We start from the raw sequence: 22267 nt of genomic DNA, 5'->3' as shown, positions 1-22267 counted from the left end.
ACAGGAAGCCCGCTCGCCACAATAAGCCGTGTCCGCCTGCTGCAATGCAATAAAAGGATACGCAACTCAACGCGGCTATTTCGCCTGCGCTGCTAGCGTGAAAGCTTCTTATCCATGCGAAGGAGCAACGGATTGCCTCGTCAGCCAAACTCTCACCTGCTACGTCGTGGTCGCTATTCAGAAACCGGTCGAGCCTATCTGATCACTGCTGTCGTGCATCAACGCCATCCATTGTTTCGCGACTTTCGCCTGGGCCGCTTATTAGTCGCAGAATTCAAGAGAGTTCATGATTCAGGGCAGGTCAATTCGCTGGCGTGGGTGATCATGCCGGACCACTTTCATTGGTTGCTCGACCTCAATGGCCCGACGCTGCCTGATGTGATGCGCCAGACCAAGTCGCGCAGCACCTTAAGCATCAACAACGCCCGTGGCAGTCGGGAGAAATTCTGGCAGCGTGGCTACCACGACCGGGCGGTACGGGCTGAAGACGATATTCGGAAAATGGCGCGCTATATCGTCGCCAACCCCTTGCGAGCAGGATTGGTGGAGCGCATTGGCGATTACCCACTGTGGGATGCTGCCTGGTTATGACCGTTTGTGGCGAGCGGGCTTCCTGTGGCAAGCCCGCTCGCCACAGGAAGCCCGCTCGCCACAACAATTCCAGTTGCCACAGGAAGCCTGCTCACCTCAACAGGCCCCTTGCCACAGGAGCCTAGTCGTGAAGGGCCTTTGCGGCGGGCAGCAAACTTTGAAACTTGCGATAACGCGCCTCCAACACCTGCTGCTGCGTCAGGTCAGGCTTGTACCGGGCTTTGACCGGCATCCCCGCCGCCAGCAACTCCGCACCCTGCCCCAGCGCCACAAACCCCAACTTCGCCGCGCCAATACACGCGCTCAATTCACTGCCGTGCAAAGTGAAGATTTCCCGCTGCAGGATATTCGCCAGCAACTGCGCCCAATACTCACTGCGTGCACCACCGCCCACCAGGGCACAGGCTCCCACATCGGCGCCGGTCGATTGCACCGCACGCAACGCATCGAGCAAACCGAAACCCACCCCTTCCATCACCGCGTAACCGAGCATCGCTGGTGTGCAGTCGTGGCCCAGGTTCATGAAGCCGCCGCGCAGTAGAGGATCATTATGAGGGGTGCGTTCGCCTGCGAGGTACGGCAAAAACAACGGCGTTTCCAAAGGCACTGGCTGGCCGATAGGCAGCTGCACCTGGACCTGATTCAACAACGTCTGCTCATCCGCCATACCCGTCAGCCGTGTGACCCAGCGCAAACAACTGGCGCCGGCGAGCATCGCGCCCATGGTGTACCAGCGGTTGGGCAGTGCATGGCAGAAGCTGTGTACCGCACTGGCGGGGTTGCCGGCCGCGTGATCGGTGATCGCAACAATCGCCGCGCTGGTGCCAAGGGTGATAAAGCCATCACCGGCGTTGATCGCGCCGATACCCACAGCGGCCACCGGATTGTCGCCGCCACCGCCGGCTATCACCACGTCAGACGACAAACCCAGCCCAGTCGCGGTTAAAAAAGCGCTCGCCGCACCACCCTCCACCAACCGGGGCAGTTGCCCAGGGGCGAGGCCCGTAGCGCGAACCATCGGACTAAACCATTCCCGCCGCGCCACATCCAGCCACAACGTACCCGCCGCGTCGGACATCTCGCTGATGCGCTCACCGCTCAAACGCAAGCGCAGGTAATCCTTGGGCGACAGCACGCAATCAATCGCCTGGAACACCTCGGGTTCGTGCCGTTGCAGCCACAGCAGTTTCGGCGCGGTCAGCCCAGCCATGGGCAGGCTGCCGGTGACGTCGGCGAAGCCGGGGCCCAATTGTTCGGCCTCGGCCACGGCACGGGAGTCGTCCCACAGGATCGCCGGGTACAACACGCGGTTATCCGCCCCCAGCAACACCGCGCCGTGCATCTGCCCCGACAGGCCGATACAGGCCACGCGTGTAAACGCCTCGTGTCCGCGCAGTTGCTCCAACGCCTGCACGCAGGCTTGCCACCAGTCTTGCGGCGCTTGTTCAGACCAGCCGCTGTGCCGGCGCGACACGCTCAAGCGCACGCCGGCACGGGCCAGCACCGCGCCCGTGGTGTCCATCAGGATGGCTTTGAGTTCCGATGTGCCCAGGTCAATGCCCAGGGAAACAGGACTGTTCATGCGTGTGTGATTCCAATCAATGACAGCCACAGGAGTTACGTAACTGCAGGGTCGGCGCGAGGCGCACGCTCTGGGGCGGTGCGTCGGGCGACGCCATACGTTGCAGCAACAGGTCAACCGCGCGGGCGCCGAGGGCCTTGACCGGCTGTGCGATCAGGCTCAGGCGCGGCACGAAAAAATCCGCCCAGTCAAAATCATCAAAGCCCACCAGGGCCATTTGTCTCGGCACGTCGAGCTGCGCGTCACGCAAGGCGTGCATCGCGCCGAGGGTCATGAGGTTATTGCCGGCCATGATCGCCGTGGGTGGCGAAGCCAGGCCCAGCAACTGCACCGTAGCCTGGCGCGCAGGCTCGGTGTTGGAGCCACCGTTGACCAGCAACTGCGGATCGAAGGCCAGCCCCGCCGCGTGCAACGCCGCGCGGTAACCCGCCACCCGCTCATCCGTGGTACTGAACCCCGTGCGCCCGGCAATAAAGCCGATGCGACGGTGCCCGTGCCCGACCAGGTGTTCAATCAGCGCCTGGGTGGCCTGGGCATTCTCCACTCCGACCTGATCAAACTGCTCACTCATCATGCGGTCCACCAGCACCGCTGGAATCTCGTTGGCGCGCAGGTACTCCAGGGCCATCGAACCGTTCGACGGCGCCAGCACAATACCGTCGACCCGCCGATGGTGAAGCGCCGTGACCACCCGCAGCTCCTGCTCCGGGTCGTCGTGGGTGTCGACAAACAGCATCATGTAGCCGTGCTTGGCGCACTCGGTTTCAATCGCGTGCACCGTCTCGCTGAAGTAATGGTTGGACAGCGCCGAGATCGCCACGCCAATCGTGTTGGTACTCGACCGCGCCAGCGAGCGCGCCAGGGTGTTGGGGATATACCCCAGCGCCTGGATCGCCCGCTGTACCGCCAGCACCGTGGCCGGGCTGACCTTGCGGGTGCCGTTCAACACGTGCGACACGGTCGACGTCGACACCCCCGCCCTGCTTGCCACGTCATCCATGGTCACCACGACGCTGTTCCTCTCACACTATCAATGTTTACTCGACCAGCCGCTGTACGTACCGACGTTGTCGCGGGTGATCAATTTTGGCGTGAGCAGGGTAACCGCTTCGGCCGGGGCTTTGTCGTTGAGCAGGTCATTGCCGACATTCACCGCCGTCTGCGCCATGGTCCACGGGTCCTGGCTGGCGGATGCCTGGATCTGGGTATCGGTCTTCAGCGCGTTCTCGATGTCCGGCGCGCCGTCCACCGAGGTGATGATGATGCCGCTGCGTTTGAGCTGCTTGGCCGCCAGGTCGCTGCCGATGGCTTGCGGGTCGTTGATCGCAAACAGGCCGTCGATTTTCGGGAAGCGCGTGAGGTAACCCTGCATCACGTTCAGGCCGCCTTCGCGGGAGCCTTTGCCGTCCTGGTCGTCGGACAGCACCTTGATATCCGGCGCGCCGGCCAATGCGGCTTTACAGCCTTTGACGCGGTCGGTCACGGCGGTGACTTGCGGGCCGTTCTGGATAATCACGTTGCCCTTGCCGGAAAGCTTGTCCACCAGGTATTGGCAGGCCAGCTTGCCGGCTTCGACGTTGTCGGTCTGCACGGTGGCATTCACGCCCTTGGCGTCCACATCCACCGCGACCACGACGATGCCGGCATCGCGGGCTTTCTTGATCGCCGAGGCCATGGCCGAAGGGTCAACGGCGTTGATCAGGATCAGGTCGACCTTGGACGAGATAAAGTTGTCGATCTGCGAGAACTGCTTGCTCAAGTCGTAGTCGGCGGACACCGAGGTGACCTTGACGTTAGGGTTCAGCTCCTTGGCCCGGGCCGTGGCGCCATCGGCCAGGGTCACGAAATACGGGTTGCCGAGCGAGCCCATACTGATACCCAGGGCCTTGAGTTCGCGGGCCTCTACGGCTTGGGACATCAGGGCAGCCAAGGCGACGACGGGAAAGATGCGTTTAAGGTTCATGCGGGTCTCTCTTGTGATTGTTATGGGAGTGAAATCAGGTCCGCGCACCGGACTGGCGATAGCGATCCAGCGCGACCGCGCCGATGATCACAATGCCCTTGATGATGTATTGCCAGATGTCCGATACCCCCAGCAGCACCAGGCCGTTGGTGAGCACCGCGATGATCAGCGCACCGATCAGCGTGCCGCCGATGGTGCCGACGCCGCCGGTAAAACTGGTGCCGCCGAGGATCACCGCGGCAATCGCATCCAGCTCATAGGATTGCCCCAGTTGCAGGCCGTTGGCGGCGAACAGCCGCGAGGCGCTCATCACCGCGCCCAGCCCGGCCAAGGCGCCGGACATGGCGTAGACGAACAGCAGCACCTTCCACACCTTGATCCCGGAGAGTCGCGCCGCTTCGGGGTTGCCACCCACCGAATAGATCTGCACGCCCATCACCGTGCGGCGCAGGATGAACCACGACAGCGCCACCACCGCCACGGCGATCACCACCAGCCAGGGCACGCCGAGGACCGAGTCGTTGCCGATAAAGGCAAACGGCAGGTCGGGGTTGAACACGGTCTTGTCATCGGCCAGCAAGCGCGCCAGGCCGCGCATGGCGGTGAGTGCGCCGAGGGTGACGATAAACGGCGGCAGGCGCATGAACGCAATCAACCCACCGTTGACCAGGCCCAGCAGCAGGCCGAAGCCAATACCGGCAGCAATCCCGAACATGCCGAACTGCGGCGACATCGATGCCTGCAACGCCACCACGGCCGACGCCGCCAGGATCGCCCCCACCGACAGGTCGATACCCGCCGTGAGGATCACAAAGGTCATGCCCGCCGCCAGCACCACATTGACCGAGGCCTGTTGGGTGATGATCGACAGGTTCTGCATGGTCAGGAAGTTCTCACTGGCCAGGGCGAAGCCCACCAGCAGCAATATCAGCACCGGCAACATGCCGACCGTGCGCATCAGTTCGCGGGCACGTTCTGCCTTGCCTGTTGTAGCAATCATCGAATCAGCCATGGGCAACCACCTGATCGCCACCGGTGGCGAGGTCAATAATACGTTCCTGGGAGATGACGTGACCGGAGGCCCCGCCGACTTCGGCCACCAACTGGCCTTCGCGCATGATCAGCACCCGGTCGCAGGTGCCGATGATTTCCGGCAGCTCGCTGGAGATCACCACGATGCCCACGCCGGCCTGCGCCAGTTGATTGATGATGCGGTAGATCTCGGATTTGGAGCCGATGTCCACGCCGCGTGTGGGTTCGTCGAGGATCAGCACATGGGGCTTGACCTCCAGCAGCCGCGCCAGCAAGACCTTCTGCTGGTTGCCGCCGGACAATGCGCCGACATTGACCTTGCCCGACGCCACGCGAATCGACAGTGACTTGATTGCTTCATTGGCACGTTTCAAGCCATGGCCACGGTCGAGCACACCGCCGGCGCGGGCATCCGGCACACAGGCGCAGACGTTGATGTTGTCGGCCACGCTCATGTCCAGGAACAGGCCCTGGGCCTTGCGGTCTTCGGTGAGGTAGACCACGCCGGCACGAATCGCATCCGCCGGGTTGCGCAGTTGGGTCACGGTCTTGCCCACCACTTCCAGGGTGCCGCTGGTGCGCGGGTCGGCGGCGAAGATCAGCCGCGCCAGCTCGGTGCGCCCTGCCCCGACCAGTCCGGCGATGCCCAGCACTTCGCCGGCATGCAGGTCAAAACTGCAATTGCGCACGCGCTTGCCATCGGCCATGTCACGCACGCGCATCACCACCGCACCAGGGTCGTAGGCGGCATGCTCCTTCTTGTAGAAGCCGGACAGATCGCGGCCGACCATCATTTTCACGAGGACTTCGGCCGACAGCGCCTCGCGGCTCAGCTCGCCGATGTATTGGCCGTCGCGCAGCACCGAGACACGGTCCGACAGTTCATAGATCTCGGCCATGCGATGACTGATGTAGATGATCGCCAGGCCCTGGCTGCGCAGCTGCTTGATCAGCGCAAACAGGCGGTCGGTCTCGCGGGACGATAACGGCGTGGTCGGTTCGTCCATCACCAGGATCCTGGCGTGGGCGTGCAAGGCGCGGGCGATTTCCACCAACTGGCGCTCGGCAATCGACAGGCTGCTGAGCTGGGTGGCCGGAGTGAATTCGGCGCCCAGGCGTTGCAGGACTTCGACGCAGCCGGCTTGCATGCCCTTGCGGTCGATGGTCCAGCCACGGCGCAGTTCGCGGCCCAGGTAAATGTTCTCGGCCACGCTCAGGTTCGGGCACAGGCTCAATTCCTGGTAGATCACGGCAATGCCGAGGGCTTTGGCGGTGGCGGGTGTAAAGGTGGCGACGGGCTGGCCGGCCATGCGGATTTCACCGCCGGGATCGGCCTGGTAAGCGCCGGAGAGGATTTTCATCAGGGTCGATTTGCCGGCGCCATTCTCCCCCATCAAGGCGTGGATTTCGCCGGGGTAGACCTTCAGGCCGACAGTCTTGAGCACGCGCAAACCGTTGAAGGTTTTGCTGATGCCCTGCATCTCAAGCAAGGGTTCAAGGCTCATCAATGAGCTCCTGGTTTTATTATTTTTGTCGTTCAGCCCTCTTTGATCAGAGCCGATTGCCACCGACTCTAATCAGATACATTTACTTACGCAAGCGCTTGCGTAGTCCGTTTGTCGCTAGAAGAAACGTTTCATCAAGCGCAAAAAATGCAATTTTTAGATTTCTAACGTTTTGGCAGCATGCGCACCAGGGTGTTGTCGCGTACCCAGTAATGGTGGAACAGCCCAGCGGCGGCATGCAGGCCGATCAACCAATAGCCGGCGCTGCCCAGCCACTCATGCCAGTGCTTGAATTGCTTGGCCAGGTCGGGGTCCACCGCCACCAGCGACGGCAAGGCAAACTCGAAATACGGCAAGGGCTTGCCTGCGGCGTTGAGCATCAGCCAGGCCAACAGCGGCGTCACGATCATCAAGCCATACAGGGCCAGGTGCATCAGGTGCGCCACGGCGGTCTGCCAGGCGGGTGGGCGTGGCAGGATCGCCGGGCTTGGCGCCAGGCGTCCCAGCAGGCGCAGCCAGACCAGCAGGAAAATGCCGATGCCGAACAGTGCGTGGCCGCCGAGGAAAACGCCCTTCAATGCATGGCCGCGAGGCAACAGGCCTTTGATTTCAATGCAGGCGTACACGCCGACAAACAGCGCCAGCATCAGCCAGTGCAGGGTCATCAACAGCTTCGTGTAGCGCTGTGTCGCCAGATCTTCAGTCATGGAAAGAGCCTTGTGCAGGTGGTGGCCGCAAGCAGCCGTGGGAAGACCGCGCCACGCTGCCCGCGAAGTCTTAAGGCAGTCTGAAGATCGGCAAAAATATCCTTTTGCCACCTTCAGACTTCGTTAAGAAATGCCTCCGATACTCCTCCCAACTTCACTGGGGAGGCGTAACGCCAATGCCCGATATCGATTGGAACATTCCCTTGCCGCTGCTGTTCGGCCCCGCCGACAGTGCGCCGATGTGCCTGTCCCGCGCCCTGCCCCAAGACCCGCAGCGGCCCGTCTTCGAGGCCTTCATCCAACAGCGTTTTCGCATTGCCCACGGCGCGGATATTCGCCACTTCATGCCACAGCTGTTTGGCGTCAGCCAGGCCAGCGGCGAGCTGGGCGCCGTTGCCGGTGTGCGCCTGGCGCGTGCCGAGCCGTTGTTCCTGGAGCGTTACCTGGACCACTCCATCGATCCGCTGATCAGTGCCGCCGCCGGACAAGCGGTGGAGCGCGGCGCCATCGCCGAAGTCGGCAACCTCGCCGCCAGCGACACCGGCAGTGCGCGCCTGAGCATCATCGCGATTACCTGGCTTCTCGCTATGGGTGGTCTGGAGTGGGTGGCATTCACCGGCAATATCGGCCTGGTCAACAGCTTCCACCGCCTGGGCTTGAAGCCCATCACCCTGTGCGTGGCCGACCCGCAGCGCCTGGGCGATGAGCGCCATCACTGGGGCAGTTACTACGAAAGCCAACCGTGGGTGCATGTCGGCAATATCCGCGCGGGGTTCATCCATTTGCGCAACATGGGCCTGTTCTCACGCCTGGGGTTGCCTACCACGATCGAGGACGCCAGCCATGTCGCCTGAAACCCGCCGTTTCCACGCCGTACTGCGCGGCCATGCCGAACGCAACGATGGCGCCATCGCCCTGTGGGGCGACAGCTTGAAAATGGATTACACCCAGATGTTCGCCGAAGTCGCGTATCGGCAGGAGCGCTTGCGCGACGAAGGCGTCAAGGTGGTCGCCCTGGCCCTGGACAATGGCATCGAGGCCATGCTGTGGGATTTAGCGGTGCTGTTCGAAGGCTTGACCTGCCTGACCCTGCCGCCATTCTTCAGCCCGGCTCAACGTGTTCATTGCCTGGAGCAAAGCCACGCCGAACGGGTGATCGCCGAGCCCCATCTGCAGGATGAGTTACTCGCCAACGGCTATCACCCGTCCGGTGAATTCTGGTGCCGCACCTTTGAAGGCCGCCCTTCGATACCCGCCGGCACCGCCAAGGTGACGTTCACCTCCGGCACCACCGGCGCGCCCAAAGGTGTGTGCCTGAGCGCCGACAGCCTGATGCGGGTGGCTCGCGAGTTGTACCAGGCCAGCCACAGCAGCGATCCACGCCACCACCTGGCGCTGTTGCCCATCGCGATCTTGCTGGAAAACCTCGGCTGCTACGCCGCGCTGTACGCCGGCGCCACCTTGAGCTTGCCCAGCCAGAAGAACCTGGGCATCCAGGGCGCCACCGCGGTGGACGCCGCACAGTTGCTCGGCTGCCTGGCAACCCGTCAGCCCCACAGCCTGATCCTGGTGCCGCAATTGCTGTTGATGCTGGTGATCGCTGCCGAACAAAAGGCCTTCAGCCCCAAAGGCCTGCGCTTTGCCGCCGTCGGCGGTGCGCGCGTTTCCAAGGCCTTGCTGCACCGTGCACACCAGTTGGGGGTGCCGGTGTACGAAGGTTACGGGTTGTCGGAATGCGCCTCGGTGGTGTGCCTCAATCGTCCCGAGGCACAACGCCCAGGCAGTGTGGGGCGACCGCTGCCCCATGTGGAAATCCGTCTGGCCGAAGACGGTGAGGTGCTGATCAAGGGCTCGACGTTGCTCGGCTACCTGGGCCAGCCCGACCAGCCCGAGCAATGGTGGCCCAGCGGCGACCTCGGTGCCTTTGACGAGGACGGTTTTCTCTACCTCAAGGGCCGCAAAAAGCATCAGTTCGTCACCAGTTACGGGCGCAACGTCAACCCGGATTGGGTCGAGGCCGAGCTGACCCAGGGCGGTGTGATCGCCCAGGCGTTCGTCTATGGCGAGGCCCTGCCGCACAACCACGCCCTGCTCTGGCCCCATCGCCCCGACTGCACCGACGCGCAACTGGCCGCCGCCGTGGCCGAGGCCAACAGCGGCCTGCCCGACTACGCCCAGGTGCATCGCTGGACGCGCCTGACACAACCCTTCACCGCCGCCAATGGCTTGCTCACCGCCAATGGCCGGCCACGGCGCGACGCGATTGTCGCCCGTTATCAATCCCATTTTGCCCCTGCATTCAACGAGGAAACCTCATCGTGAATTTTTTCGACACGCTGCAAGAAGCCACCCAACACGAACGCCAGGCGCTGTTCAACCTGCCGATCATCCGCGACGCCCTGGAGGGCAAGGTCAGCCTGGACAGCTATCGCGCGTTCCTGGCCCAGGCCTACTACCACGTCCGCCATACCGTGCCGTTGATGATGGCCTGCGGTGCACGCCTGCCTTCGCGCCTGGAATGGCTGCGCAAGGCGGTCTGCGAGTACATCGAGGATGAATACGGCCACGAGCAGTGGATACTCGATGACATTGCTGCCTGTGGCGGCGACAAGGAGGCCGTGCGTGACGGGCGCCCCGGTTTGCCTATCGAGCTGATGGTCAGCTACCTCTACGACCTGATCGCCCGTGACAACCCGGTCGGCCTGTTCGGCATGGTCAATGTGCTGGAAGGCACCAGCATCGCCCTGGCCACCCACGCGGCCGGCAGCATCCGTGAGCGCCTGCAACTGCCGGAAACTGCATTCAGCTACCTGAGTTCCCATGGGGCCCTGGACATCGGCCACATGGAAACCTACCGGGGCTTGATGAACAGCCTGGACGACCCCGACGACCAGGCCGCCGTGATTCGCGCCTCCAAGGTCGTGTACGCGCTCTACACCGACATGTTCCGGAGCCTGCCGCGTATCGGGGAGACACCCCATGCGCCTGTCTGAAACGCGTGTGGTGCTGACCGGCGCCAGCGGTGGTATCGGCCAGGCGATCGCCACCGCCCTGTGTGCCAGTGGTGCGCGGGTGCTGGCCGTGGCCCGTCACCGTGCACCACTGGAGGATTTGCTTGAACGCTACCCGGAGCAACTCTGCTGGGTCGGTGCCGACCTGACCTTCCTCGCCGACCGCCGTAAGGTGCTGGCCGCCGCCGAAGCCATCGGCGGCATCAACCTGCTGATCAACGCCGCCGGCATCAATCACTTCGCCATGCTTGAGCAACTCGAAGACAGCGACATCAACGGCATGCTGGCGCTCAACATTACCGCGCCGATCTGCCTGACCAAGCTGCTGCTGCCGCTGCTCAAACAGGCACCGAGCGCCATGGTGGTGAATGTCGGCTCCACTTATGGCTCCATCGGCTACCCCGGCTATGCCACCTACTGCGCCAGCAAGTTTGCCTTGCGCGGGTTTTCCGAAGCGCTGCGTCGGGAGCTGGCCGACACCCGCGTCGGCGTGCTGTATGTGGCGCCGCGCGCGACCCGCACTCCAATGAACAGTCCGGCGGCGCAGGCCTTGAACGATGCACTCAAATCCAACGTCGACGACCCGCACACCGTGGCGTCTGCGGTGATCCAGGCCATCGCCAACGAACGTCGCGATCTGTACCTGGGCTGGCCGGAGCGCTTCTTTGTGCGTCTCAACAGCCTGCTGCCGAACCTGATCGACCGCAGCTTACGTAAACAACTGCCGCTGGTACGCCGCTTGAGCGACAAACCTGAGAATAAGGACCCGAAGCCATGAAACAACTCTTTACCGCGCTGCTGCTCACCGCCCTGAGCCCCTTCACCTGGGCGATGGACGCCGTCGACCAACAACGCCTGAACGACATCCAGACACGCTGGGCGCACATCCAATACAACCTGCCCGAGGAACAGCGCCCCCAGGCCTTTGAAAAACTCGCCACCCAGGCCACGGCCTTCACCCACGACCGTCCCCAAGCCGCCGAAGCGTGGATCTGGTCCGGGATCGTCACCAGCAGTTGGGCCGGCGCCCAGGGCGGGCTCGGCGCGTTAAGCAAGGTCAAGGCCGCCAAGGTCGACCTGGAAAAAGCGCTGGCCCTGGACCCCAAGGCCCTGCAAGGTTCGGCCTATACCAGCCTGGCGGCCCTGTACGACCGCGTCCCGGGTTGGCCAATCGGCTTTGGTGATGCGGATAAGGCTGAACAGTTACTCAAACAGGCCTTGCAACTGAACCCTACGGGCATTGATAGTCTGTACTTCTGGGGTGACCATCTGTACCGGCAAAAACGCTATGGCGAAGCCCGTGATGCCCTGCAAAAAGCCCTGCAGGCCGCACCACGGCCGGGCCGGGAAACCGCCGATGCCGGACGGCGCAAAGAGATCGAAAGCGTGCTGGCCGACATCAACAAAAAACTCAACTGACAACACTCTACTGACAAGGAGTCTGCGTGCGCCTTTTACTGATCGAGGATGACGTGGCATTGGGCGAAGGCATTCACCAGGCGCTGGTGCGTGAGGGCTACACCGTCGACTGGCTGCAGGATGGCAGCAGTGCCTTGCATGCGCTGCTGAGCGAAACCTTTGACGCGGCGGTGCTCGACCTCGGCCTGCCACGCATGGACGGTTTGGAGGTGCTGCGGCGCCTGCGTGACAGCGGCTCCAACCTGCCGGTGCTGATCCTCACCGCACGGGATGCCACCGAAGACCGCATCGCCGGGCTGGACGCCGGCGCCGACGATTACCTGATCAAACCCTTCGACCTGGCCGAACTCAAGGCACGCCTGCGTGCCCTGCTGCGCCGCAGCGTCGGCCGGGCACGGGTCATGATCGAACACGCGGGCATTTGCCTGGACCCGAGCACGCAGCAGGTCAGTTACCACGGCGCACCGGTGCTGCTCACCCCCAAGGAGTATCAACTGCTGCACGAACTGCTGTCGCCGCCGGGCCGCGTGATGACCCGCGACCAACTGATGCAGCTGCTCTACGGCTGGAACGAAGAGGCCGAAAGTAACACCCTGGAAGTGCATATCCATCACTTGCGCAAGAAGTTCTCCAGCGAGCTGATCCGCACCGTACGCGGCGTGGGCTACCTGGTGGAGGAGCACCAGTGACCTCGATTCGGCGCCGCACCCTGAGCCTGATTATCGGCCTGCTGCTCACCGGGCTGCTGGTGATCAGCGTGCTCAACCTGCATGACAGCAATCACGAAATCGCCGAAGTCTACGATGCACAGTTAGCGCAGAACGCCCGCCTGCTCCAGGGCGTCATGAGCATGCCACTGGCCAGCCAGGACCAGGCCGATCTGTATCGCGCCTTCAACAAAGCCTTGGGCAACGCCATGCCCAAGGTGGATGGGCACCCCTATGAAAGCAAGATCGCGTTCCAGGTGTGGAACCCACAGGGCGAGCTGCTGGTGTTCACCGCCAGCGCCCCTTCATTCGCCACACCCCCCGCACAGCCGGGGTACAGCAATATCGACGACGTCAATGGCCACCAATGGCGTGGCTTCGTGCTCAAGGACAAGGACAACGGCCTGCGCATCTGGGTCGGCGAGCGTGATGACGTGCGCTCCGACCTGGTCCAGCGCATCGTGCGGCATACCCTGTGGCCGAACGTGCTGGGCAGCCTGATCCTCGCCGCCATGGTCTGGTTGGCCATCGGCTGGGGGCTCAAGCCCCTGGCCGATATGGCCGCCACTTTGCGTGCACGGCATTCCGGCTCACTGGAGCCGATGCAACTGACGCCCTTGCCCATGGAGCTGGAGCCGATGCAGGCGGCGTTGAACCGCCTGCTCGCGCAGATCCAGGAGATGCTCGGCCGCGAGCGGCGCTTTATCGCCGACGCCGCCCACGAAATGCGCACGCCCCTCGCGGTATTGCGGGTGCACGCGCAAAACCTGCTGGAAGCCGGCACCGAGACCGAACGGCGCGAGTCCCTGGCCTTCCTGATCAGCGGTGTCGACCGCACCAGCCGCCTGGTCAACCAATTGCTGACCATGGCACGCCTGGAACCCAGTGCCGGGCTACCAGCCGTGCAGGCTATCGACCTGGCGACCACGGTGCGTGAAACGCTGATTCAACTGACACCTTGGCTGCTGAACAAAGGCCTCGAACTGGTGTTCGATGTCGACGATGCCCAGTACCGCGTCACGACCGATGCCGGCGCGATCAATATCGCCCTGACCAACCTGGTGACCAACGCGGCGAACTTTTCCCCGGAGCACGGGGTGATCACGGTGGGGTTGCGCAAAACCGCCAACCGTTTCGCCCTGACCGTCGACGACCAGGGGCCTGGCATCGACGAAAACCAACGGGAGCGGCTGTTCGAGCGTTTCTACAGCCGTGGCAATGCCCAGGGCGCGGGCCTGGGCCTGACCATCGTGCAAACCATCGCCCAACGCCTGGGCGGCCAGGTACGCGTGGAAAACCTGGCGTCCGGCGGCTTGAGGGCGACCTTTGAAATCCCTGGCTGACCTGCCTGGGTGGCGATCAACTGACCAGCGCACCCAACCACATCGCGGCGGTCAGCAACACCTGCCCGGCGATCACATAGGCCGCAAATCGGCGGCCACCGCTGACCCAGGCCACCAGGCACTTGCTCAGCGAGTTGCAACTGATCGCCAGCAACACCGGGATCGGTGCGGCGTGAAGCGCGAGCTGGCCGCTGGTGACCAGGGCGGCAATCGATGCGGTGGTGGCGTGAGCGTCGGCGAAACCGCTCAGGGTGGCCGTTACCATCACCCCCACCTGGCCAAAGTAATAAAGCATCACGGACGATAGGAAGGTGATGCCGGTCAGGGTCAGCACCATGATCAGTGCCAGCTTGAGGTCGAACGCGCCTCCCACGCGGATGGCCTGGCCGGCCGGCGCCGGTGGCACGCGAAGCATGAGACATCCCCCATACAACGCAGTGGTGGCAAACCCGGCGAGCAATGGCCACATCATCTGCGACAGCAGCGCCGGCTCCACGGTACCGAGGATCAGTACGGCCTGCGCCACCGTGGCGATATTCGAGAGAATCGCCGCCGCTGCGAGCGTGCGCAGATGCTCCGGTTCCTTGGCGACAAGGTTGCCCATGGCGGCAATGGTCACCGTACTGGAAGCGAACCCCGAGGCCACGGCGCCGATGACGTAACCATAGCGGGGGCCCAGCATACGTACCGCCACGTGCCCCACCGCCCCTACCGCCATCAACAGCACGGTCAAGGTGCAGATGGTGCGCAGGTTCACCCCGCCATAGGGGCCGATGAAACGATCCGGCGCCAGCGGCAGGACCACCAGCGCCACAATCAGCAATAGCAGGCCGTCGCGCATTTCTGCTTCGGTCAATTGGCTGCGGGCAAAGTTGTGCAGCTTGTCGCGATAGGCCAACAGGCCAACCATGACCACGCCGATTGCCGTGGCCAACTCGGGCCTGACCCCGCACAGGGCGCCCAGCACCAATACCGTGAGCAACGCGACTTCACTGGTGATTCCCGGGTCTTCGTCCTGGCTCTTCCAATAAGCGGTACTGACAATCATCGCCAGGCAACCGGCGACCAACCCGAGCAGCAGCGCACCGCCGACTTGCTGCGTGACGTAGCCCAGCAACGCCGTGATTGAATAGGTGCGCAAACCGGCAAAGGCACGACGCTCACCCTGCCCCTTGCTGCGCTCGCGCTCAAGCCCCACCAGCATGCCGATGCCCAGCGCGGCGGCGGCTCCGGCGATTCCAAGGGAAGCAGTCATCCGTACCTGCCGGCGCGGACCAATGCCGACGCTGCCTTCACGGGGTAATCGCGACTTTCATGACGCCGTCGCGCTGATGGGCGAACAGTTCATAGGCCGCCTCGATGTCGTCGAGCTGAAAACGGTGCGTCACCAGCGGCGACAAGTCCACCCGGCCACTGGCAACCAGCGCCATCAAGCGGCGCATGCGTTCCTTGCCGCCGGGACACAGGGTCGACACGATGCTGTAATCCCCCAGGCCGGCGCCAAACGCGTCATACGGGATATGCAGGTCACTGGAGTACACGCCCAGGCTGGACAAGCGTCCACCAGGGCGCAGCACGCGCAATGCCGATTCGAAGGTACCCTGGGTGCCCAGGGCTTCAATGGCCACATCCACCCCGCGCCCATCCGTCAGGCCCATGATCTGCTCGACCACATTGCCTTTCTTGAAATCAACGATATGGGTAGCCCCCAGGCCCCGGGCGACATTCATGCGTTCGCTGAGCCCGTCGACGCCAATGATCATCGAAGCGCCTTTAAGCCGTGCGCCCGCCACCGCGCAGAGGCCGATCGGCCCGAGGGCGAACACCGCCACCGTATCGCCAATGCTCACCTCGCCCCGCTCGGCGCCGGAAAAGCCGGTGGACATGATGTCCGGGCACATCAGTACCTGTTCATCACTCAAGCCATCGGGGATCGGGCACAGGTTGGCCAGCGCATCGGGAACCAGCACGTAGTCGGCCTGGCAGCCGTCAAGGGTATTGCCGAATTTCCAGCCTCCGGCTGCGCGAAAACCGTGGCGCGTATCGGGGCCGTCCTGGGAGCCGCAGCCACACAGGCAGGCAAAGCTCTGCCCGCTGGGGGTAATGGCCCCGGCAATCACCCGCTGCCCCTCGAAGAAACCGCGTACCTGGGAACCCAACCGCTCAATAATGCCCACCGGTTCATGGCCCACGGTCAGCCCCTTGGCCACCGGATACTCACCGCGCAGGATATGCACGTCGGTGCCGCAAATTGTCGTGGTGGTGATCCGCACCAGGGCGTCCAGCGGGCCGACTTCCGGGATGGGCTTGTCGTCGAGGACGATACGGTTTTTTTCAACGAAGACAGCTGCTCTCATGGTTGCCATGGTGTGACCTCCTGCGCCAGATGAATCCTGAATGCCCCCAGACTGCGCCGCGCAGACACCGTATAAGTTGATCATGATCAACTATCGCCGGATTGTTTGACGCGCCTGACCGAGCGTCGCTTGCCAGTCCCCGGTTCAAGGCAATTTGATGCAGGTCAACTCGGCCTCGGCGCCCGGGGCCATGATCAACGGCAGGTATCAACGCAGATGCTATCTGCTGCCAATGGTCACCCAAGGGAGAATCCCCATGTCTGCTCAAACCCGTTTCCTGCTGCTGGTCTCGCCGCTGATGGAACGCAGCCCGGCGTTCGACCGGGCGGCCGCCCTGGCAAAAGCCGAAGGCGCTGCCCTGCACATCCTGGCTTTCGATTATCTGGAAGGCCTGGCCACGGCCGGGCTGGTGAATGAGCAGGCGCTGGAACAGATGCGCCTTGGCTACGTGGAACGCCATCAGCAGTGGCTGGAAGCGCAGGCCGTGCCTCTGCGCAAACGGGGGCTGACGGTTACCACCGAAGTGGCCTGGGTGGAACGCCCGCTGCAAGAGCTGCTGGTTCGCCTGCGGGAAGAGCCGATGGCGGTGCTCATCAAGGCTCTGGAACATGAGTCCTTGCTGTCGCGGTTGATGTTTACACCGCTGGATGTGCACTTGATACGCGAATGCCCGGTGCCGCTGCATTTTGTCAGCGCTGCGCAGCACGCCTTGCCGCGCAAGATCATCGCGGCCGTCGACCCGTTTCATCACGACCCAAGCTATGACGACCTCAACGACCGCATCCTGCACGAAGCCGTCAAGCTGGCCACGGCATGCGATGCGCAGGTAGACGTGCTTTATGCCCATGACCTGTCGGACCTGAGCGCCCAGGAGTACGGGTTGGGCAGCGGCGCCGGTTTCTTCTCATCGACGGCCGCCAAACGGCTGTTCGACGAACAGGGCCAGGCCTTCAACGAGCTGGCGGCGCGCAACGGCATCCCGCCGGCACAGCGTCATATGATCCTGGGCAACCCGGCGAAGGTGCTGTCCAGTTATGCCGATGCCTACGACGTCGATGTGATCGTCATGGGCCGGGTGGGTCATCGCGGCCTGTCGCGACTGCTGGGTAGTACAGCTGAATCGCTGTTGTACAAGATGCCATGCAGTGTATGGATGGTTAAACCGCAAATGCTGGATTGAAATATCATGGGTGGCCACCCTCGCTGCCGTAATTGCAGCGAGGCAGATACTTGAATGTAGTCAGTTATTTCCCCGTGCCAAACTTGCAGCTATCTTTTCCTGACATTTAGATGTCTAGTGAATAGGTTATTAGGTGTGCAAGAGGCATTGGGCATGAAAGCAACACCTGTTCCTGTACAAGTCCAACATTTAAAAACAGCCTGTGCCAATTGCAGTGTTTTAGAATTGTGCTTGCCCATCGGCCTGACAGAATCCGAAGTGGTCCGCCTGGACACGCTGATTCCCCAACGGCTCAAAGTCAAAAAAGGCTCCTCGCTGTATCGCACCGCAGATCCCCTGCGCTCGCTGTACGCGGTGCGTACCGGTTTCTTCAAGACCTGCATAGTGTCCATGGACGGCCGCGAACAAGTCACCGGGTTTCAAATGTCCGGGGAAATGCTCGGCCTGGATGCTATCAGCGCCGACAAACATGCCTGCCATGCCATTGCCCTGGAAGACAGCGAAGTGTGCCCGCTTCACTTCAGTCAGCTGGAGCGATTGGCCAGTCAAATACCGTCGCTGCAACATAACTTGAATAAAATCATGAGCCGCGAAATTGTACGTGAGCACGGCATGTTATTGCAGATGGGCAATATGAACGCCGACGAACGACTGTCGGCATTTTTATTGAATATATCGTTACGCATGAGTACGCGTGGTTATTCACCGCGAACTTTTGTATTGCGCATGCGGCGCGAAGAGATCGGCTCATACTTGGGGCTGAGATTGGAAACGGTGTGTCGCAGTATTGCGCAGTTGCGCAAACAGGGCCTGGTGCACGTCAGTGGGCGCAACGTCGAGATCCTCGACATGCCGAAATTCAAGTCGTTCATAGCCGGCTGCCATTGGCAGGGGCCCGAGTAACAGCGCTGCATCTGATCCAAATCAGCTTTGCCTGCCACCAATGGCGTACAACCGAGTCAACCGGGCGCTGCTTCACGCCCCACCTCGGAGGTTCACCATGCCAACCATCACAGAGCAAAACCGGCAAGCCGCAGGCGTCTACGCGGCAACTGCGCACGAACACTGGATCGACGAACTTAATGACGGTCGCCATGTGCTGGTGCGTCCGCTGACGGCCGAGGACCGGCAGCGTGAATACAATTTCATCAAGACCTTGTCCCGTGAGTCGCGGCACGCGCGCTTCCTGGGCGAAATCAACGAGCCCGGCAAGCCCCTGATGGATCAATTGATGGATGTCGATAACCAGCAACGCCTGGCCTTCATCGCCCTGGTGCACGACAACGGCCAACTGATCGAGATCGGCGTGGCGCGCTATGCCGCGGCCACGGCGGATGAATGCGAATGCGCCGTCACCGTGGCCGATACCTGGCAGCACCTGGGCCTGGGGCGCATTTTGATGCAGCACCTGATGACCGCAGCGCGCGCCAATGGCTTCAGGCGCATGTACACCGTTGACAAGGCGACCAACGCCCCGCTGCGTGACCTGACCCACGCCCTGGGATTCCACAGCGTCATCGACCCGGATGACAGCACCCAGGTCATCAGCAGCGTCGCGCTCTAAGCGACACTGCACGCTGACAGGGCGGTCCGCCGCCCTTTGCCGGCGTACCTTCGTTTGAGTGTATTCGTACCGCGCCGTGGGCGGTATCTGCTATTGTCCGGGGACCTCATCTCCTCCTCATCGCGTCCACGCGATTTTCTGTGAGCATGCTCTGCGGCCCTGTCGTCGACACGGTCGGGCCTGATCTGCCTGGAAACACCGCCATGGACAAACCCGCTACTGGATCCCCGCCCGAAGCCCAATCGCGGGCCGAAAAAATCGTCGAATTCAAACGCCAGAAAACCCTGCTGAAAACCGGTGCCCTGCAAGACGCGATCTTCAACAGCGCCTACTTCTCCAGCATCGCTACCGATGAAAAGGGCGTGATCCAGATCTTCAATGTCGGCGCAGAACGCATGCTCGGGTATGCCGCCGACGACGTCCTCAACCGCATCACCCCCGCCGACATTTCCGACCCCGCCGAACTGATCACCCGCGCCGCCGCCCTCAGCCAGGAACTCGACACACCGATCACGCCAGGCTTCGAAGCCCTGGTGTTCAAGGCCTCCCGTGGCATCGAAGATATTTACGAGCTGACCTATATCCGCAAGGACGGCAGCCGCCTGTCGGCCATGGTCTCGGTGACGGCGCTGCGCAACCGGCATGACACCATCATCGGCTACCTGTTGATCGGCACCGACAACACCGCGCGCAAACAGGAAGAAGCCGAGCGCAAAGGCTTTGAGCGCGCGCTGGAGGAAAAGAACCTGGAGCTGGAACATGCCAGCCATATGAAGTCCGAATTCCTTGCCACCATGTCCCACGAATTGCGCACGCCGCTGAATGCGGTGATCGGTTTTTCCGAGGCGTTGAAGGACGGGCTGGTGGGCGACATGAGCGAGATCCAGCGCGAGTACATCGGCGACATCTTCACCAGCGGCCAGCACTTGCTGTCGCTGATCAACGACATCCTCGACCTGTCCAAGGTCGAAGCCGGGATGATGGACCTGGAACTGGAGGCCGTGGAGCTCGCAGGGTTGCTTGCCAACAGCCTGTTGATCGTGCGCGAAAAAGCCGCGCTGCAACGCATCCAGTTGAAGCTCGAAAGCCAGGGCGACTTCGGCACGCTGGCGCTGGACCTGCGCAAGACCAAGCAGATCATCTACAACCTGCTGGCGAATGCGGTGAAGTTCAGCGAACACGGCAGTTCCGTGACCCTGGCGGTGCGCCAGGTGGCCCGCGAACAGGTCGGGCGCGTGCCAGGCGACTGGCCGATGCACGCGTTCGCCCTGCAACCCAGCGCTCACCAGCAGTTTCTCGAATTGAGCGTCAGCAACACCGGCATCGGTATCGCCGAGGACGACATGGGCAAGTTGTTCAAGGCCTTCAGCCAGATCGACAGCAGCCTGGCGCGCAAATTCGAAGGCACCGGGCTGGGCCTGGCGATGGTCAAGCAACTGGCCGATCTGCACGAGGGCAGTGTCGCGGTGGCCAGCCGTGAAGGCCTGGGCGCTCGGTTTGTGGTGTGGCTGCCGCTTCATCGGGCCACGGAGGCTGCATGGCCCACATCCTGATTGTCGAAGACAACGAGGCCAATATGCGCCTGGCCCGGCTGCTGCTGGTCAACGCCGGCCACACGGTGGTGTGGGCCGCCGACGCCGAAAGCGGCCTGACCCTGGCCCGTGAAGCCCAACCGGCGTTGATCCTGATGGACATCCAGCTGCCGGGCATGGATGGCCTCGCCGCTACCGCGCTACTCAAGCAGGACCCGCACACCGCACATATCCCGGTGATTGCCCTCACCGCGATGGCCATGAAGGAAGACCGTGAAAAGACCCGGTTGGCCGGTTGCGATGCCTACATCAGCAAGCCGTTGCGCTACAAAGAGCTGTACCAAGTGATCGACACGCTGCTGCAACACACCACCATCTCACCCCTCAGATGAGTCCTCTCCATGGCCAGCCAACCCGCAACGCTGTTGATCGTTGATGACGAACCCCAGGTTCGCAAGCTGCTGGAAACCCTGTTGCAACACGAGGGCTACCAGACCCTGAGTGCCGGCAGTGGCGAAGAAGCCTTGCAACTGGTGGCCAAGCAGCCACCTGACCTGATCCTGCTGGACATCATGATGCCGGGCATGGACGGCTATGAAGTGGCCAGCCAGCTCAAGGGCAACCTGGCCACGGCGAGCATTCCGATCATCATGCTGTCGGCCCTCAGTGAATCGAGCGCACGGGTGACCGGGCTGGAAACCGGCGCCGAGGAGTTCATCAGCAAACCGGTGGAGCGCGTGGAGTTATGGTTGCGGGTGCGTAACCTCCTGCGGCTCAAGGCTCATGGCGATCAGTTGAAGCGCCATAGCCAGTTGCTTGAACAACAGTTGCAACAGCACACCAGCGATAACGCACGAATGAACGTGCACGACCTGGCCCGCCAGGACCTCGAACAGGCACTGCGCCAAGCGGTTGAGCGCGGTGAGTTCACCCTGCATTACCAACCCAAGGTGGAGCTGTCCAGCGGCGGGATCTGCGCCCTCGAAGCCCTGCTGCGCTGGGAGCGGCCCGGCTATGGCGCGGTATCCCCGGCGGTGTTCGTGCCCATATTGGAGAGCCTGGGCCTGATCGTGATGGTGGGCCGTTGGGTGATCGACAGCGTGTGCAGACAGATTGCGGCGTGGCAGCGCAGTGAAATCGGAGCCATCGAGGTGTCGGTGAACGTCTCCGGCCATCAGCTGATCGAGGGCGACCTGATTGCCGATATCGCGCACATCCTCGAACAGACCGGGGTGCAATCGCACTGGCTGGAAGTGGAGCTGACCGAAGGCTCGCTGATGGAAAACACCCAGCACACCATCGCCAGCCTGCAGCGCCTGCGCGCCATGGGAGTAAAAATCTCCATCGATGACTTCGGCACCGGCTATTCAAGCCTGGCCTACTTGCGCCGCTTCCCCATCGATACGCTGAAGATCGACATTGCGTTCATCCGCGAAGTCACCAGCAACCCCCAGGATGCGGCAATCACCCGGACCATTATCGAATTGGCCCACAGCCTGAACCTGCGGGTGGTGGCCGAGGGCGTGGAAACCCAGGCGCAACTGGCGTTTTTGAAACAGGCCGGCTGTGATCAGATCCAGGGCTATCTGTTCAGCCGGCCGTTATCCGCAGCAGCGTTGGAGCGCTTGTTGTTGGAGCGGTGAGCGTCGGCGGGAGGTGCATACCTAATAAATGAGTTTTTATTCCAAGCGCCGTTCATGCCCGTAGCAGCTGCCGAGCCTTGGCGAGGCTGCGTTTGCGGTGTGTCAGGTGCGCCGCCGACGCAGCCTCGCCA

At 62.5% G+C, this 22267-nt stretch carries 22 protein-coding genes; 14 read left to right on the top strand and 8 right to left on the bottom strand.

Annotation, left to right across the window (positions count from 1 at the left end; all coding sequences use genetic code 11):
• Positions 1-132: 132 nt before the first annotated feature.
• On the top strand, positions 133-591 hold the full coding sequence (locus AB1462_RS17910; protein WP_367247525.1) for a transposase: 459 nt from the start codon (positions 133-135) through the stop codon (positions 589-591).
• Between the two features lie 121 nt (positions 592-712).
• On the opposite strand, the gene xylB is transcribed toward AB1462_RS17910, so the two are convergent.
• The 6 genes from xylB to AB1462_RS17880 all read right to left on the bottom strand — a co-directional run bounded on the left by xylB (position 713) and on the right by AB1462_RS17880 (position 7380).
• Entirely contained in the window at positions 713-2173 is a 1461-nt protein-coding gene (xylB, locus tag AB1462_RS17905; protein ID WP_367247524.1) for a xylulokinase, read from the bottom strand.
• A gap of 16 nt (positions 2174-2189) precedes the next feature.
• Positions 2190-3182 carry a LacI family DNA-binding transcriptional regulator gene (locus AB1462_RS17900; RefSeq protein ID WP_090404235.1) on the bottom strand — a complete coding sequence of 331 codons (993 nt, stop codon included), beginning with the start codon at positions 3180-3182 and terminating at the stop codon, positions 2190-2192.
• Positions 3183-3203: 21 nt separating this feature from the next.
• The gene (locus AB1462_RS17895; RefSeq protein ID WP_090404237.1) at positions 3204-4136 is read right to left on the bottom strand and encodes an ABC transporter substrate-binding protein; all 933 of its coding nucleotides are present in this window, start codon (positions 4134-4136) and stop codon (positions 3204-3206) included.
• Positions 4137-4170: 34 nt separating this feature from the next.
• Complete coding sequence (locus AB1462_RS17890) at positions 4171-5148, bottom strand: ribose ABC transporter permease (RefSeq protein ID WP_367247522.1); 978 nt, start codon at positions 5146-5148, stop codon at positions 4171-4173.
• On the bottom strand, positions 5141-6673 hold the full coding sequence (locus tag AB1462_RS17885; protein ID WP_367247521.1) for a sugar ABC transporter ATP-binding protein: 1533 nt from the start codon (positions 6671-6673) through the stop codon (positions 5141-5143). Before AB1462_RS17885 ends, AB1462_RS17890 begins: the two co-directional genes overlap by 8 nt.
• A 164-nt stretch (positions 6674-6837) precedes the next feature.
• Complete coding sequence (locus AB1462_RS17880; protein ID WP_367247520.1) at positions 6838-7380, bottom strand: cytochrome b; 543 nt, start codon at positions 7378-7380, stop codon at positions 6838-6840.
• A gap of 176 nt (positions 7381-7556) precedes the next feature.
• Here AB1462_RS17880 and AB1462_RS17875 point away from each other — a divergent pair, with 176 nt between their 5' ends.
• The 7 genes from AB1462_RS17875 to AB1462_RS17845 are packed head-to-tail and all read left to right on the top strand — an operon-like array spanning position 7557 to position 13860.
• Entirely contained in the window at positions 7557-8234 is a 678-nt protein-coding gene (locus tag AB1462_RS17875; protein WP_367247519.1) for a thermostable hemolysin, read from the top strand.
• A complete protein-coding gene (locus AB1462_RS17870; RefSeq protein ID WP_367247517.1) occupies positions 8224-9702 on the top strand; it encodes an AMP-binding protein in 1479 nt (492 codons plus the stop codon). The genes AB1462_RS17875 and AB1462_RS17870 overlap by 11 nt, the downstream gene beginning before the upstream one ends.
• Positions 9699-10373 (top strand): TenA family transcriptional regulator, encoded by a 675-nt coding sequence (locus AB1462_RS17865; protein WP_090404248.1) that lies wholly within the window; start codon positions 9699-9701, stop codon positions 10371-10373. The genes AB1462_RS17870 and AB1462_RS17865 overlap by 4 nt, the downstream gene beginning before the upstream one ends.
• Positions 10360-11169 carry an SDR family oxidoreductase gene (locus AB1462_RS17860; RefSeq protein WP_315335987.1) on the top strand — a complete coding sequence of 270 codons (810 nt, stop codon included), beginning with the start codon at positions 10360-10362 and terminating at the stop codon, positions 11167-11169. Before AB1462_RS17865 ends, AB1462_RS17860 begins: the two co-directional genes overlap by 14 nt.
• Positions 11166-11810: a tetratricopeptide repeat protein gene (locus tag AB1462_RS17855; RefSeq protein ID WP_259194996.1), complete on the top strand. Its 645-nt coding sequence runs from the start codon at positions 11166-11168 to the stop codon at positions 11808-11810. Before AB1462_RS17860 ends, AB1462_RS17855 begins: the two co-directional genes overlap by 4 nt.
• Before the next feature lie 26 nt (positions 11811-11836).
• Positions 11837-12499, top strand: coding sequence for a response regulator (locus tag AB1462_RS17850; RefSeq protein ID WP_259194997.1), 663 nt, complete (start codon positions 11837-11839; stop codon positions 12497-12499).
• Positions 12496-13860: an ATP-binding protein gene (locus tag AB1462_RS17845; protein WP_367247515.1), complete on the top strand. Its 1365-nt coding sequence runs from the start codon at positions 12496-12498 to the stop codon at positions 13858-13860. The genes AB1462_RS17850 and AB1462_RS17845 overlap by 4 nt, the downstream gene beginning before the upstream one ends.
• 16 nt (positions 13861-13876) lie before the next feature.
• Here AB1462_RS17845 and AB1462_RS17840 read toward each other — a convergent pair whose 3' ends face one another.
• A complete protein-coding gene (locus tag AB1462_RS17840) occupies positions 13877-15115 on the bottom strand; it encodes a DUF4010 domain-containing protein (RefSeq protein WP_259194999.1) in 1239 nt (412 codons plus the stop codon).
• Positions 15116-15152: 37 nt separating this feature from the next.
• On the bottom strand, positions 15153-16226 hold the full coding sequence (locus AB1462_RS17835) for an NAD(P)-dependent alcohol dehydrogenase (protein ID WP_367247513.1): 1074 nt from the start codon (positions 16224-16226) through the stop codon (positions 15153-15155).
• 247 nt (positions 16227-16473) lie between these two features.
• Between AB1462_RS17835 and AB1462_RS17830 the strand changes: the two genes are divergently transcribed.
• From AB1462_RS17830 to AB1462_RS17805, 6 genes are all read left to right on the top strand, one after another.
• On the top strand, positions 16474-17397 hold the full coding sequence (locus tag AB1462_RS17830) for a universal stress protein (protein ID WP_259195000.1): 924 nt from the start codon (positions 16474-16476) through the stop codon (positions 17395-17397).
• A 153-nt stretch (positions 17398-17550) separates the two neighbouring features.
• Positions 17551-18300 (top strand): helix-turn-helix domain-containing protein, encoded by a 750-nt coding sequence (locus AB1462_RS17825; RefSeq protein WP_315335982.1) that lies wholly within the window; start codon positions 17551-17553, stop codon positions 18298-18300.
• 97 nt (positions 18301-18397) lie between these two features.
• Positions 18398-18961, top strand: coding sequence for a GNAT family N-acetyltransferase (locus tag AB1462_RS17820; RefSeq protein ID WP_315335980.1), 564 nt, complete (start codon positions 18398-18400; stop codon positions 18959-18961).
• A 203-nt stretch (positions 18962-19164) separates the two neighbouring features.
• A complete protein-coding gene (locus AB1462_RS17815) occupies positions 19165-20514 on the top strand; it encodes a sensor histidine kinase (protein WP_367247511.1) in 1350 nt (449 codons plus the stop codon).
• The gene (locus AB1462_RS17810; protein WP_090404276.1) at positions 20499-20885 is read left to right on the top strand and encodes a response regulator; all 387 of its coding nucleotides are present in this window, start codon (positions 20499-20501) and stop codon (positions 20883-20885) included. The genes AB1462_RS17815 and AB1462_RS17810 overlap by 16 nt, the downstream gene beginning before the upstream one ends.
• A 9-nt stretch (positions 20886-20894) precedes the next feature.
• A complete protein-coding gene (locus AB1462_RS17805) occupies positions 20895-22136 on the top strand; it encodes an EAL domain-containing response regulator (RefSeq protein ID WP_315335975.1) in 1242 nt (413 codons plus the stop codon).
• Positions 22137-22267: the final 131 nt, after the last annotated feature.

Source organism: Pseudomonas sp. SB113 (assembly GCF_040754745.1).
In the GTDB taxonomy this organism is placed as follows: Bacteria; Pseudomonadota; Gammaproteobacteria; order Pseudomonadales; family Pseudomonadaceae; genus Aquipseudomonas; species Aquipseudomonas grimontii.
This window is presented reverse-complemented; position numbering and strand designations above follow the sequence as displayed.

Excerpts from the sequence above, each read along its gene's own strand:
- AB1462_RS17805 (WP_315335975.1), top strand. The coding sequence starts at position 20,895 with ATGGCCAGCCAACCCGCAACGCTGTTGATCGTTGATGACGAACCCCAG.
- AB1462_RS17880 (WP_367247520.1), bottom strand. The coding sequence starts at position 7,380 with ATGACTGAAGATCTGGCGACACAGCGCTACACGAAGCTGTTGATGACC.
- AB1462_RS17840 (WP_259194999.1), bottom strand. The coding sequence starts at position 15,115 with ATGACTGCTTCCCTTGGAATCGCCGGAGCCGCCGCCGCGCTGGGCATC.
- xylB (WP_367247524.1), bottom strand. The coding sequence starts at position 2,173 with ATGAACAGTCCTGTTTCCCTGGGCATTGACCTGGGCACATCGGAACTC.
- AB1462_RS17815 (WP_367247511.1), top strand. The coding sequence starts at position 19,165 with ATGGACAAACCCGCTACTGGATCCCCGCCCGAAGCCCAATCGCGGGCC.
- AB1462_RS17885 (WP_367247521.1), bottom strand. The coding sequence starts at position 6,673 with ATGAGCCTTGAACCCTTGCTTGAGATGCAGGGCATCAGCAAAACCTTC.
- AB1462_RS17855 (WP_259194996.1), top strand. The coding sequence starts at position 11,166 with ATGAAACAACTCTTTACCGCGCTGCTGCTCACCGCCCTGAGCCCCTTC.
- AB1462_RS17895 (WP_090404237.1), bottom strand. The coding sequence starts at position 4,136 with ATGAACCTTAAACGCATCTTTCCCGTCGTCGCCTTGGCTGCCCTGATG.
- AB1462_RS17810 (WP_090404276.1), top strand. The coding sequence starts at position 20,499 with ATGGCCCACATCCTGATTGTCGAAGACAACGAGGCCAATATGCGCCTG.
- AB1462_RS17825 (WP_315335982.1), top strand. The coding sequence starts at position 17,551 with ATGAAAGCAACACCTGTTCCTGTACAAGTCCAACATTTAAAAACAGCC.
- AB1462_RS17875 (WP_367247519.1), top strand. The coding sequence starts at position 7,557 with ATGCCCGATATCGATTGGAACATTCCCTTGCCGCTGCTGTTCGGCCCC.
- AB1462_RS17830 (WP_259195000.1), top strand. The coding sequence starts at position 16,474 with ATGTCTGCTCAAACCCGTTTCCTGCTGCTGGTCTCGCCGCTGATGGAA.
- AB1462_RS17835 (WP_367247513.1), bottom strand. The coding sequence starts at position 16,226 with ATGGCAACCATGAGAGCAGCTGTCTTCGTTGAAAAAAACCGTATCGTC.
- AB1462_RS17870 (WP_367247517.1), top strand. The coding sequence starts at position 8,224 with ATGTCGCCTGAAACCCGCCGTTTCCACGCCGTACTGCGCGGCCATGCC.
- AB1462_RS17820 (WP_315335980.1), top strand. The coding sequence starts at position 18,398 with ATGCCAACCATCACAGAGCAAAACCGGCAAGCCGCAGGCGTCTACGCG.
- AB1462_RS17890 (WP_367247522.1), bottom strand. The coding sequence starts at position 5,148 with ATGGCTGATTCGATGATTGCTACAACAGGCAAGGCAGAACGTGCCCGC.
- AB1462_RS17860 (WP_315335987.1), top strand. The coding sequence starts at position 10,360 with ATGCGCCTGTCTGAAACGCGTGTGGTGCTGACCGGCGCCAGCGGTGGT.